We start from the raw sequence: 11,665 nt of genomic DNA on the forward strand, positions 1-11,665 counted from the left end.
TCGATGGCGAGCGACAGCTGCTCTTCCCGGGGCTCGGCGGGCGCGCTCTTCGCGGCCTTGCGGCGCGACTTGCGGCTCCGGGTCGCGGCCCTGGCGTCGGCGGGCGGCGCATCGACGCTGGGCGCCGCACGCGGTGCCGGCGCGGCCACCGCCGGCTCGGGTGCCGCGGCGCGCGCGGCGGCGCGGTCCGCCCGCGCGCGCGCAACGCGCGCACCCAGCGCCCGCATGCTGCCGAGCACGCTGCTGCCGACCCGGTCGAACAGCGCCAGCCATGAGAACATGGCCGCGATGGGCAGCGCCGCGGCAAGCACGATGAACAGCAGCAGGCTCGCGCCGACCGGGTTCAGCAGGTCGCGCAGCGCGCCCGCCAGCTCGGCACCGACGATGCCGCCGGCCCCCTGCGGCACCAGGGCCGGATCGGCCGCCGTGTGCAGCGCGCACAGCGCGGCCGCGGAAGCCAGCGCGAACACCGCGGCCATGACGCGCAGCACGACGCCGGGTGCAAATCCGGGCGCCGCCTCTCCGTCGTCGACCGGCTCCGCTTCCCGGTGCCCGCGTCGCCACGACCGCACCAGCAGCAGCACCGCCGCCACCGCCGCGATCAGCGCGACATACCCGAACAGCGAGAGCAGCACATCGGCGACCCACGCCCCCACCGGACCGAACAGATTGCGCACCGGCTCGCCGGTCCCGGTCGAAGACCAGCCGGGGTCGTCCGGGTGGAAGCTGAACAGCGCCAGGAGCAGCGACAGCGTGAACCCGAACAGCACGAGCAGTAGCGCCTCGCGCGACAGGCGCTCCAGTCGCTGCGGCACGGAACGCGCGCTCTCGGTGCGTTGCTGCTGTGGCACGTGGCTTGCTTTGATCTCGGAGGTGAATGGCGGCGTCGCGACCAGCGCGGCGCGGATTGAACAAGGCGCCACCTTTCGGCGTCAAAGGAGTATATCGACAGCAACCGTGGCGAGAGCGCACCGAGCGCACCCTTGAAGTCGTCGGAAACACCCCCACATTCGGGAGAACACCGTGATCGAGGATTTCACCAGCGGAGGGACCGGCATGAATACCGAAGTCAAGCACTTCGTCCTGACACCGGACGGCGACGTGCGCGAGTTCAGCGCTGACGCTGCCGCGCGCGTGGCGTCGGGTCAGTTCCGTCTACCCGAGTACGCGAGTTCGCGTCTGCGCTACGTGCAGATCTCGCTCGATCAGTCCAACGGGCACGAGATCCGCGTGCAGACCGGCATCGCCTGCCTGCGCTTCGACGACCATGGCGCCTTCTCCGGCGCCGAGGCACCGGAAGGGGACAACGATCAGGTCGATCCCTTCGAGTACGACGCCTGCATCCAGTGGGCCCTGCGCGAAACCGGCTCGTCCGAGCTGGTGGTTCACTGACCGCCTCCGGCGGCTCCCGGGCGCGTGCCATGGACGCAGCTCAGCGGGATCGGAGAGATCGACGCGACCGAGTGGGACGCGCTCTTCGATCCCGCCTACCCGTTCACGCGCCATGCCTTTCTCGCCGCGCTGGAGGACAGCGGTAGCGTCGCGCCCGAGACCGGCTGGGAGCCCGCGCACATCGTCGTGCGCGATGACGCCGGCACGCCGATAGCGGCAGCGCCGCACTATCGCAAGCATCACTCGTACGGCGAGTTCGTCTTCGACTTCGAGTGGGCGCGCGCCGCTCAGCGGATCGGCCACGACTACTACCCCAAGGGCCTGTGCGCAATTCCCTTCACGCCCAGCGCAGGACCGCGTCTCGGCGCCCGGGACCCGACCGCGCGCGCGGCACTGGGCCGGGCGCTGCGCGCAGCCGCGGAGTCGGAAGGCCTGTCCTCGATCCACACGCTGTTCGCCCTGGAAGCGGATGCGAACGCCCTCCGCGAGGCCGGCTTCCTGGAACGGCAGGATCTCCAGTTCCGCTTCGCGAACCGGGGGTACGCCGACTTCGACGACTATCTCGCCGCGCTGAGCAGCGCCCGCCGCAAGAAGATCCGCCGGGAGCGCCGCCGCGTCCACGAGGAGGCTGGCATCGGCTTCGAGACGGTGCCCGGCGACACCCTCGACCACGCCACCTGGGAGCGCGTCTATGCGCTGTACGCGCACACCTATCATCTGCGCGGACAGCCCCCCTACCTGACCTTCGATTTCTGGCTGCGCTACGGCGCGGTGCCCGGAACGCCGGTGCGGGTGGTGCTGGCGCGGCACGAGGGCCGCATCGTCGCGTGCGCGCTGTGCGTGCAGGGCGGCGACACGCTCTACGGGCGCCACTGGGGCACCGAGGCCGACTACCACAGCCTGCACTTCGAGACCTGCTACTACCAGGGCATCGCGTACACCATCGACCAGGGACTCGCCGCCTTCGATGCCGGCGCGCAGGGCGGGCACAAGCTGCTGCGCGGCTTCGAGCCGGTGATCACGCGCAGCATGCACTGGCTGTCCGAGCCCCGCCTGCACGACGCGGTCGCGCGCTTCCTGGAGCGCGAGCGCGCCGCGGTATCCCAGGGGCGCGACGAGCTCGCGGCGCACTCGGCCTATCGGCGGACCGCGCCAGAACCGGGGCGGTAGCGCGGCGTCAGCGCTCGCCCCGCCGGAAGCGGTCGAAGAATCCGTACGACGGATCGTCGGGTCCGGGGCACCCGATGTGGGCGCCCTCGAGAAAGGGGTGCGACAGATCGATGGCCGAGGGATCCGACGGCCAGCACCAGTCCGCGACGATGGCGCGGTAGCTGAACTTCCAGACACCGTCGCGCCGTTCGTAGCGATCGAAGTAGCGTCCACCGATGAGCACGTCGAAGAGGCGGTCCTCGGCACGCACCTGGTGCATGGCCAGGATGTAGATCTCGCCCTCGGCGCGATCGCCGTCGAGCTTGATGTTCACGGTGGTGACGTTGTGGTGCAGGATCGCCATCGCCCGCTGGATCTCGGGCAGCTTGTCGATGAAGTCCATCGCCGGCCCCCTGGCGAAATGGCCGTGATCGTCGATGGCATCCGGGTGGTAGAGCGCCCGCATCTTGTCGTGGTCGTGCCGATCGGCGGCATTGGCATAGGCGTGCACGAGATCGGTGATCGCCTGCCTGTCGAGCAGCGCGTCGATGCGCCGTTCGCGCTCGTGGTCGGTCATGGTCGTGGTCTCCCCGGCGTTCCGGCCTGCCACGCTAGCGCCTCGCGCCGCGGGCATACTCCCCCCTTCGGGTGAGCCCCACCTCCCAGGGAGACACGACATGGCCGACGGAGCACTGTCCAGCAAGGCGGTCGTCGCGGCGAAGCGCGGCGGACCGGAGCGTCTCGCGATGCAGGACGTGACCGTGCCGCGACCCGGCCCGGGCGAGGTGCGCGTGCGCATGCTCGCCGCGGGCGTGGCCTTCGCGGACCTCATGATCCGCGAGGGGGTGTACCCCATCGATCTACCCTGGCCGCGCACGCCGGGCTACGACATCGTGGGCGAGATCGAGGCCGTCGGCGACGGCGTCGAGCTGACCGTCGGCTCGCGCGTGGCGGCGCTCACCGTGCACGGCAGCTACGCGCTGCACCGCACGCTGCCGGCCGATCAGTGCGTGCCGGTGCCCGACGGCGCCGACCCGGCGCAAGCGGTGGCACTGGTCCTGAACTACCTCACCGCCCGGCAGATGCTGCACCGCGTCGCCCGCCTGGAGGCCGGGGACAGCGTGCTCATCCACGCCGCCGCCGGCGGCGTCGGCACCGCGGTGCTGGAGCTGGCGCGGGCGGCCGGCATCCGCGTCATCGGACTGTGCTCGGCCGCCAAGCACGAGCGCGTCCGCGCGCTCGGCGGGGTACCGATCGACTATCGCAGCGAGGATGTCGCGGACCGGGTCCGGGTACTGACGGACGGACGTGGCGTCGATGCCGTGCTGGACGCCGTGGGCGGCCCGGAAACCCGGCGCTCCTGGGACGTGGTGCGTCCGACCGGCGTGGTGGTCTGCTACGGGGCGCGCTGTCGGTGGCGTCGAACGGGCGCGTCGGCCCGCGCAGCGCGCTGTCGTCCCTGCTGCGCGCGCCGCGGTTCACGCCGATGCGCCTGCTCACCGACGTCAAGGGCGTGATCGGCTACAACGTCGACAGCTGGCGGCGCGAGCGTCCGGACGCCTATCGCGCCGATCTCGCCGCGCTGGTCGCGATGCTGGCCGAGGGCACGCTGGACCCGCTGATCGGCGCGCGGCTGCCGCTGGCGCAGGCGGCGGATGCGCAGCGCATGCTGGGCGGCGGCGACACCCAGGGCAAGCTGGTGCTGGTGCCGGACACCGACTGAGCGCGCACCGGCGGTCGATCCGGGCCCGCCCCGATCGACCAGCGGGACGGGACGGGCGTATCCGCACCGTCGCCGATTCCGTCATTGGCGCACAATGCGCCGCGACCGACCACGCCGCAGGAGCCGCGAGTGAGCGCCATCATCCAGGTCGAGGGGCTGAACAAGGCCTACGCCTCCGGTTTCGTCGCCCTGCGCGACATCGATCTCGCCATCCGCGAGGGCGAGATCTTCGCGCTGCTCGGCCCCAACGGCGCCGGCAAGACCACGCTCATCAGCATCATCTGCGGGCTGGTCACGCCGAGCGCAGGTCGCGTACTCGCCGACGGCCACGATGTCGTCACCGACTACCGCGCCGCGCGCTCCAGGATCGGCCTCGTCCCGCAGGAGCTGACCACCGACGCCTTCGAGACGGTGTGGAGCACGGTGCGCTTCTCGCGCGGTCTGTTCGGCAAGCCGCGCGACGACGCGCACCTCGAGAAGGTGCTGCGCGACCTCTCGCTGTGGGACAAGCGCGACAACAAGATCCTGACGCTGTCCGGCGGCATGAAGCGCCGCCTGATGATCGCCAAGGCGCTGTCGCACGAGCCCAGCATCCTGTTCCTCGACGAGCCCACCGCCGGCGTCGATGTCGAGCTGCGGCGCGACATGTGGGAGATGGTGCGCGGCCTGCGCGCGGGCGGCGTGACCATCATCCTGACCACGCACTACATCGAGGAAGCCGAGGAGATGGCCGACCGCATCGGCGTCATCAACCGCGGCGAGATCGTGCTGGTCGAGGACAAGCACACCCTGATGCGCAAGCTCGGCCGCAAGGAGCTGCGCCTGCACCTCCAGACCCCGCTCGATGCGATCCCCGACGTCTTCGCCGACGAGCCGCTGACGCTGTCCGAGGACGGCAGCGAGCTCATCTACAGCTTCGATGCGCAGTGCGAGCACACCGGCATAGCCCAGCTGCTGCGCCGGCTCGACGCGCACGGCATCGACTTCAAGGATCTGCACTCGCGCCAGAGCTCGCTGGAGGACATCTTCGTCAACCTGGTCCGGGAACGCGCATGAACTTCCACGCCATCCGCGCCATCTATCGCTTCGAGATGGCCCGTACCGGGCGCACGCTGCTGCAGAGCGTCGCCACCCCGGTGCTGTCCACGACGCTCTACTTCGTGGTCTTCGGCACCGCCATCGGCTCGCGCATCGGTGTCATCGACGGCGTCGACTACGGCGCCTTCATCGTGCCCGGCCTGATCATGCTGTCGATGCTCACCGAGAGCATCTCCAACGCCTCCTTCGGTATCTACTTCCCGCGCTTCTCGGGCACGATCTACGAAGTACTTTCGGCGCCGGTGTCGGCGGTGGAGATCGTGATCGGCTACGTCGGCGCGGCGGCGACCAAGTCGCTGATCCTGGGGCTGCTGATCCTGATCACGGCGCGCTTCTTCGTCGACTACCAGATCGCGCATCCGCTGGTGATGGCGACCTTCCTGGTACTCACCGCGGTCACCTTCAGTCTGCTCGGCTTCGTCATTGGCATCTGGGCGGACGGCTTCGAGAAGCTGCAGATCGTGCCGCTCATGGTGGTCATGCCGCTGACCTTCCTGGGCGGCACCTTCTACTCGATCAGCATGCTGCCGCCGTTCTGGCAGACGGTGACCCTGTTCAATCCGGTGGTCTACCTGGTGAGCGGCTTCCGCTGGAGCTTCACCGGCAGCGCCGACGTGCACGTGGGGCTCAGCCTGGGCATGACGATGGTCTTCATGATCCTGTGCCTGATCGCCATCCACTGGATCTTCCGCACCGGCTACCGCCTGAAGGCCTGAGACCGCGCCGCGTCACTCGGCGAGCCGGAAGACGAACAGCGCGTTGCCGGGTCCCGCCTTGTAGGCATCGGCGCCGCCGAAGGTGGCGTAGCCCGAGTTGAGCAGCAGGGTGTCGTCGGCGATGACCGGTGCGGCCGAGTCGATCTCGCCGCCCTCGCCGTCGACCCCGTTGACACCGCGGACCGCGATATCGCTGTCGAAGGACCACAGCTCCCGCCCGTCGTGGACGTGCAGGGCGCGCAGCACGCCGTCCAGCGAGCCGGCGAAGAGCACATCGTTGGTCACGGTGACCGCGGCCGAGTGGATCGAGTCGCGGAGACCGTCGCCCCGCCGATGCTGCGGATGGTGCGACCAGAGCACGTTGCCGTTGCGCAGGTCGAGCGCGTAGATGCCCGAGGTGGCGCCTTCCACCTGCTGCATCTCGGCGAGTCCCGGCGACTCGCCGCTGCGGAACGCGTCCTTCTTCCGGATGGTGGTGTCGCTGACCGCGGCATAGACCCGCTCGCCGTCAACGGCCATGCCCCAGTGGATGCCGCCCAGCGCGCCGCCGCGACCGACGGGACGCGACCAGCGCAGCGCACCGGTATCCGGGTTGAGCGCGTACACGGTGCCGTTCTTGGCGCCGGCGATGATGACGTCGCCGCCGCCCGGCATCGCCGTCAGGATCGGCGGCGCCCCGAAGTCGAAGTCGGGACCCACCGGCCGCGCACAGTGCAGCAGGCCCGCGAGGCGGGTCTCGCAGCTCACGTTCCAGGCGTCGTCCGGCGTCGACTGGAAGTGCCAGAGCTGCTCGCCGCTGTCGAGATCCAGCGCGATGATGGCGTTCGAAGTCTCGGTGGTCGGGCGCGAGAAGTTCTGCCCGGTACCGATGTAGACGCGGTTGCGCGCCGCGTCGATGGCCGGCGTCGACCAGATCGCCGCGCCGCTGGGTGCGAACTGCCCCGAGCCGAGCTGGAAGCTCGCCTCCCCGGTGGTGTGGTGGCGCCAGCGCACGGTGCCGTCGTACAGGTCGACCGCCGCCAGGATGCCGTGCGTCCGGCAGCAGGGCTGCAACAGTTCCACGGCGATGCGGCCGACCTCGCTGCTGGACAGCGGCACCAGCAGCACACCGTCGTGGATCTGCATGCCGCCGGTGACGCGGTGGGCGCCGGGCTCGGTGCCGACGAATGCGGACCAGAGCGGGCGACCGTCGGTGGCGTCGAGGACATGCACATGGCCGTACGCGTCCGCCGCCGCCACCACCGGCGGCCGGCCGTCGCGGGCGGGCTCGTGGAGAATGGAGGCCGAGCGCAGGACGTTGTCGCGCCGCGTGGGGCCCGCCCCGTCGGGTCGACGCTCGACGCTGTGCCGCCAGTACTCGCAGCCGCTGCGACGATCGATCGCGACGACGTCGCGCCCGGCAGCGAGAAAGATCGCCTGCTCGGTCATCGCCGGGGCGCCGCGCTTCTCGCGGGCGCCGGCCGCGACATGCACGAAATGCGGCTCCAGCCGCGCGACGTTGCCGGCGTGAATGGCGGAGGGCTGGTTGCCCGTGTTGACGCGGTCCGCCGCCGCACCCGAGCGCAGCAGAGCCGATCCGCGGTCCACCGGCGTGGCGCAAAGGCCACCGCGCACGTCGGTCGGCTCCGGCGCCACGGCGACGGCACCGTCACCACTCCCCGAACCGCATCCGGTCAGCAGCATCAGGGCAACGCACAGCGGTGCGGCGCCGGACAGCAGACTTCTCATCATCCCTCCCCCTCTCCATGCGGTCCGGTGCGGATCGCATTCCCCCGGTATGCGGTGCCCGGCGCACCGCGTTCACCTTCACCGGCTGCGCCCGTCACAACCCCGGCGCATCCGCCCCTCCGACGCCGACAGGGTCCGCGCCTCACTCCTCCGGCAGACGGAACACGAAGAGCGCGTTGCCGGGCCCGGCCTGATAGGCGTTGGGGCTCCCGAAGGTGTCGTAGCCGGAATTGACCAGCACGTCGCCGCCGGCCACCACCGCGCCCACCGAATCGATTTCCCCGCCCTGCCCGGTCACGCCACCGACCCCGTCGACGGGACGTGCCGTATCGAAGGACCACAGCGTCTCGCCGTCGCTGGTGCGCAACGCACGCACGACGCCGTCGAGCGAGCCGGCGAAGAGCACGTCATTGGTGACCGTCAGCGCCGCCGAGTGAATCGAGTCGTAGGACGTGCCGTCACGGGTATGACGGGGATGGCGCTCCCAGATCACCGCTCCGCTGTCGATGTCCAGCGCGTAGATGCCCGGACGGCCGTTGGGCACGGGGGTGATCCCGGCCGGCGCCAGCAACCCGCCGAGAAGGCCGCCACCGGATTTGTCCACGGTGGCATCGGCCACGGCCGCGTAGATCCGCTCGTCATCCACCGCCATGCCCCAGTGGATGCCGCCGAGGGCGCCGCCGACACCGATGCGCCGCTGCCACAGCACGCCGCCCGAATCCGGGTCGAGCGCGTAGACGACTCCGTTCTTGGACCCGGCCAGCACCCGATCACCCGCCGCGCGACGCACGACGATGGGCGGGGCGCCGAAGTCGAAGTCGTAACCCGCCGGCGTGCCGCAGTCGCGCGAAAGCGAGGGCGCCGAGAAGCACGCGGCGTTCCAGGCATCGTTGGTGGTGGCCTGGAACAGCCAGCGGCGCTCGCCGGTATCAAGGTCGAGCGCGATGATGGCATCCGAGGTCTCGGTGGTCGGATGCGAGAGATTCTGGCCCGTCCCGATGATCACCTGCGAGCCGGCGGCGTCGATCGCGGGCGTGCCCCAGACGGTGGCGCCGCTCGGCGCGAACTGGCCGCTGGCGGTATTGCGTACGGCATCGGCAGTGGTGTGATAGGTCCACTCCACCGCGCCGGTGGCCACGTCCAGGGCGCGCACGATGCCGTGGCTGGTACAGCAGGGTCGCAGCAGTTCGGTCGGCGTCGACAGGACCTCGCGACTCGATACCGGGACGATCAGGGTGCCGTCGTGCGCCTGCGGTGCACCGGTGATGATGTGGTGCTCCGGATCCGTGCCCGCGAAGCGCGACCACACCAGCGATCCGTCGGCGGCTTCGAGCGCATGTACCGTGCCGTGTGCGTCACCGACCACGACCATGGCCGCGTGCGCGGAGGTGGCGGGCACGTGGAGCACCGCCGATGAACGCACCGCATTGGGCATGCCGGGATGCGCAACCGGATCCGGCACCCGGTACCGCCAGTACTCGCAGCCGGTCATGCGGTCCATCGCGACCACGTCGCGTCCGGCGGCCAGGTAGACGGTCTGCTCGGTCACGGCCGCCGCGCCGCGGCGCTCGGTGACGCCGGACGCAACGTGGATCAGCGCCGGTTCGAGGCCACTCACGTTGTCGGCGTCGATCCGCGACGGGTAGCGGCGGGTATTGGCGGCATCGGCCGCGAAGCCGTTGGCGAGCACCGGCGAGGCGGCATCGACCGGACGGTCGCACGCGGCCAGATGATCGCCGCCCGCTCCGACTCCGCCCAGATCATCGGTTCCGTCACTCCCTCCGGGGGACGGTTCGCCACCGTCGTCCGGAGCAGCGCCATGTCCGCCGGCTCCTCCTCCACCGCACGCCGCCAGTCCCAGCAGCGCGCCGATCAGCGCGACCGCCATCGGGCTCCGGGTATGAGGGGCGCGTCCGGTCTCCTCGCGATGCGCGCGCATCAGGCCCTCCCTTTTACTTTGACATAAGTTAAAACATGCCGGGCACGGCGTCGAGCTCCCGGCCGCGCCGCTAGGCGCCGCAGCCGTTGGGCAGCAGACCCGTCACGCGCTCGCTCCACGACCACAGCGCCTTGGCGGCGACCGCGTCCTCGGCACCGGGCTTGGGCCGCCGCTGCCGGCAGTCGATGAAGTAAGCGCCCGAGGTGTCCGCCACCTCCGGCGATGTGGCGAGGTACACCGATGTGCGCGCCCCGCGCTCGGGGCTGCGGAAGAAGGGACGCAGCGTTGCCATCGCGACGCGTCCGATGCGCCCGTTGTTGGTCCCCAGCGATGTCGCGACCGCGCCCGGATGGAGACAGTTGGCGGTGACGCCGGTGCCGCCCAGCTGTCCGGCGAGCGAGCGCGTCCAGAGGATGTTGCAGAGCTTGGAATGGCCGTAGACGGTGAGCGCGCGATAGGCACCGCGGCGATACTCCGGATCGTCGGCCCGGAAGCCGCGCACGAAGCCGTGGGCGTTCGAGGCCACCGTCACCACGCGTGCGGGCGCGCTCTCGACCAATCGCGGGCGCAGCAGCTCGGTGAGCAGGAAGGGCGCCAGATGATTGACCGCCAGTGTTTCCTCGATGCCGTCGGACGTCTCACGCCGTTCGAGATTCACGACACCGGCATTGTGGATCAGCACATGCAGCGGACCGCCCATCTGCAGGAAGGCCGCCGCCGCCGAGCGGATAGCGGCCTGGCGGGTCAGATCCGCCTCCCACACGCGTGCATCCACGGCCCCGGCAGCGCGCAGCTCCTTCGCCAGCGCCTCCCCCCTTGCCGCATCCCGGCACATCAGGTGCAGAGCGGCGCCGGCTTCGGCCAGCGCGTGCGCCGTGGCACGACCGATCCCGCTGGTGGGACCGGTAATGAGGCAGACCCTTCCCTGCATGGACATCCGATATCACTGGTTTCGGGCGCCTCATCTTGCACGTTGTGAAGCCACGCATCACCCGGAAACGGACGAGGCGCCCGCGGTCGTGCCGTCCGACGATCGACGCTCCCCCTTCGAGGAGCCCGCCGCATGAACCGCACCGATTTCCGCCACACCTTCGGTCCGTGGGCCGTCGTCGCGGGCGCCTCGGAAGGATTGGGCCGAGCCTACGCCGAGGCACTGGCGGCGCGCGGTCTGGACATTCTCCTGCTGGCGCGGCGCGGCGAGCCGCTCAAAGCCGTCGCGACCGCGCTGCGCAGCGCGCACGGCGTCGCGGCGCACCCCGTGGTGCTCGATCTCGCCGCCGACGATGTCGAGGCGCAGCTGCGCGCGGCCGTTGCCGGACGCGATGTCGGGCTGCTGGTCTACGATGCCGCCGCCACGCGCATCCAGCCCTTCGCCGATGCGCCACTCGATGCGCACCGGCGCATCGTCGACGTCAACTGCCGCGGCCCCGTCGCGGCCTGCCACGTGCTGGTTCCGAGGCTGCGCGCGCGCGGTCGCGGCGGCATCGTGCTGATGTCGAGCATGTCGTCGCTGCAGGGCTCCGCGCTGATCGCCAGCTACGCCGCCAGCAAGGCCTTCAACACCATCCTCGCCGAGAGCCTGTGGGAGGAGCTGCGTCACGACGGCGTGCACGTGCTCGCCAGCATCGCCGGAGCCGTCAGCACCCCGTCCTACCGCCAGAACACCCCGGCCGACAAGCAGCGCAAGGCGATGCCGATGACACCCGAGGCCGTCGCGGCGCAGACCCTCGATGCGCTGGCCCGGGGTCGTGGCCCCCGCTTCGTGCCGGGTCGGATCAATCGGCTGGTCTACGTGCTGTCCGGCCTGTTCGGCAGCCGTGCCCGCACGCGCTTCTTCAGCAGGGCCACGCGCGACCTGTACGGATGACCCGGCGCCTCCTCCGGCGATCTCGCGCAAAAGGGTGAGGCGGACTCACCAGG

At 70.6% G+C, this 11,665-nt stretch carries 12 protein-coding genes; 7 read left to right on the forward strand and 5 right to left on the reverse strand.

The genetic code is table 11. From position 1 onward, the window contains the following. Positions 1-851 (reverse strand): DNA translocase FtsK 4TM domain-containing protein (locus KAH28_RS02500; RefSeq protein ID WP_290574228.1); only part of this gene is annotated, 851 nt, incomplete at its 3' end. 205 nt (positions 852-1,056) lie between these two features. On the opposite strand from KAH28_RS02500, the gene KAH28_RS02505 reads away from it, so the two are divergent. Then, positions 1,057-1,392 carry a hypothetical protein gene (locus tag KAH28_RS02505; protein WP_290574229.1) on the forward strand — a complete coding sequence of 112 codons (336 nt, stop codon included), beginning with the start codon at positions 1,057-1,059 and terminating at the stop codon, positions 1,390-1,392. Positions 1,393-1,416: 24 nt separating this feature from the next. Continuing rightward, entirely contained in the window at positions 1,417-2,562 is a 1,146-nt protein-coding gene (locus tag KAH28_RS02510) for a GNAT family N-acetyltransferase (protein WP_290574230.1), read from the forward strand. Positions 2,563-2,569: 7 nt separating this feature from the next. On the opposite strand, the gene KAH28_RS02515 is transcribed toward KAH28_RS02510, so the two are convergent. Continuing rightward, positions 2,570-3,118, reverse strand: a complete 549-nt coding sequence (locus tag KAH28_RS02515; RefSeq protein ID WP_290574231.1) for a nuclear transport factor 2 family protein — start codon at positions 3,116-3,118, stop codon at positions 2,570-2,572. 100 nt (positions 3,119-3,218) lie between these two features. Here KAH28_RS02515 and KAH28_RS02520 point away from each other — a divergent pair, with 100 nt between their 5' ends. From KAH28_RS02520 to KAH28_RS02535, 4 genes are all read left to right on the forward strand, one after another. After that, the gene (locus tag KAH28_RS02520) at positions 3,219-4,058 is read left to right on the forward strand and encodes a zinc-binding dehydrogenase (RefSeq protein WP_290574232.1); all 840 of its coding nucleotides are present in this window, start codon (positions 3,219-3,221) and stop codon (positions 4,056-4,058) included. Then, positions 4,028-4,264 carry a zinc-binding dehydrogenase gene (locus KAH28_RS02525; RefSeq protein WP_290574233.1) on the forward strand — a complete coding sequence of 79 codons (237 nt, stop codon included), beginning with the start codon at positions 4,028-4,030 and terminating at the stop codon, positions 4,262-4,264. The genes KAH28_RS02520 and KAH28_RS02525 overlap by 31 nt, the downstream gene beginning before the upstream one ends. A 129-nt stretch (positions 4,265-4,393) precedes the next feature. Beyond that, positions 4,394-5,320, forward strand: coding sequence for an ABC transporter ATP-binding protein (locus KAH28_RS02530; RefSeq protein ID WP_290574234.1), 927 nt, complete (start codon positions 4,394-4,396; stop codon positions 5,318-5,320). After that, positions 5,317-6,078: an ABC transporter permease gene (locus tag KAH28_RS02535; RefSeq protein WP_290574235.1), complete on the forward strand. Its 762-nt coding sequence runs from the start codon at positions 5,317-5,319 to the stop codon at positions 6,076-6,078. Before KAH28_RS02530 ends, KAH28_RS02535 begins: the two co-directional genes overlap by 4 nt. A gap of 12 nt (positions 6,079-6,090) precedes the next feature. On the opposite strand, the gene KAH28_RS02540 is transcribed toward KAH28_RS02535, so the two are convergent. From KAH28_RS02540 to KAH28_RS02550, 3 genes are all read right to left on the reverse strand, one after another. After that, on the reverse strand, positions 6,091-7,809 hold the full coding sequence (locus tag KAH28_RS02540) for a PQQ-binding-like beta-propeller repeat protein (RefSeq protein ID WP_290574236.1): 1,719 nt from the start codon (positions 7,807-7,809) through the stop codon (positions 6,091-6,093). 139 nt (positions 7,810-7,948) lie between these two features. Then, the gene (locus tag KAH28_RS02545) at positions 7,949-9,745 is read right to left on the reverse strand and encodes a PQQ-binding-like beta-propeller repeat protein (RefSeq protein ID WP_290574237.1); all 1,797 of its coding nucleotides are present in this window, start codon (positions 9,743-9,745) and stop codon (positions 7,949-7,951) included. 70 nt (positions 9,746-9,815) lie between these two features. Next, on the reverse strand, positions 9,816-10,676 hold the full coding sequence (locus KAH28_RS02550) for an SDR family NAD(P)-dependent oxidoreductase (protein ID WP_290574238.1): 861 nt from the start codon (positions 10,674-10,676) through the stop codon (positions 9,816-9,818). 132 nt (positions 10,677-10,808) lie between these two features. Here KAH28_RS02550 and KAH28_RS02555 point away from each other — a divergent pair, with 132 nt between their 5' ends. Next, positions 10,809-11,612, forward strand: a complete 804-nt coding sequence (locus KAH28_RS02555) for an SDR family NAD(P)-dependent oxidoreductase (protein WP_290574239.1) — start codon at positions 10,809-10,811, stop codon at positions 11,610-11,612. The last annotated feature ends 53 nt before the right edge of the window (positions 11,613-11,665 follow it).

Origin of the sequence: Algiphilus sp., from assembly GCF_023145115.1 — a bacterium.
GTDB lineage: Bacteria > Pseudomonadota > Gammaproteobacteria > Nevskiales > Nevskiaceae > Algiphilus.

What these genes read in the sequence shown, in the direction of transcription:
- KAH28_RS02505 (WP_290574229.1), top strand. Translation starts at nt 1,057, where the DNA reads ATGAATACCGAAGTCAAGCACTTCGTCCTGACACCGGACGGCGACGTG.
- KAH28_RS02515 (WP_290574231.1), bottom strand. Translation starts at nt 3,118, where the DNA reads ATGACCGACCACGAGCGCGAACGGCGCATCGACGCGCTGCTCGACAGG.
- KAH28_RS02520 (WP_290574232.1), top strand. Translation starts at nt 3,219, where the DNA reads ATGGCCGACGGAGCACTGTCCAGCAAGGCGGTCGTCGCGGCGAAGCGC.
- KAH28_RS02525 (WP_290574233.1), top strand. Translation starts at nt 4,028, where the DNA reads ATGCGCCTGCTCACCGACGTCAAGGGCGTGATCGGCTACAACGTCGAC.
- KAH28_RS02535 (WP_290574235.1), top strand. Translation starts at nt 5,317, where the DNA reads ATGAACTTCCACGCCATCCGCGCCATCTATCGCTTCGAGATGGCCCGT.
- KAH28_RS02540 (WP_290574236.1), bottom strand. Translation starts at nt 7,809, where the DNA reads ATGATGAGAAGTCTGCTGTCCGGCGCCGCACCGCTGTGCGTTGCCCTG.
- KAH28_RS02545 (WP_290574237.1), bottom strand. Translation starts at nt 9,745, where the DNA reads ATGCGCGCGCATCGCGAGGAGACCGGACGCGCCCCTCATACCCGGAGC.
- KAH28_RS02550 (WP_290574238.1), bottom strand. Translation starts at nt 10,676, where the DNA reads ATGCAGGGAAGGGTCTGCCTCATTACCGGTCCCACCAGCGGGATCGGT.
- KAH28_RS02555 (WP_290574239.1), top strand. Translation starts at nt 10,809, where the DNA reads ATGAACCGCACCGATTTCCGCCACACCTTCGGTCCGTGGGCCGTCGTC.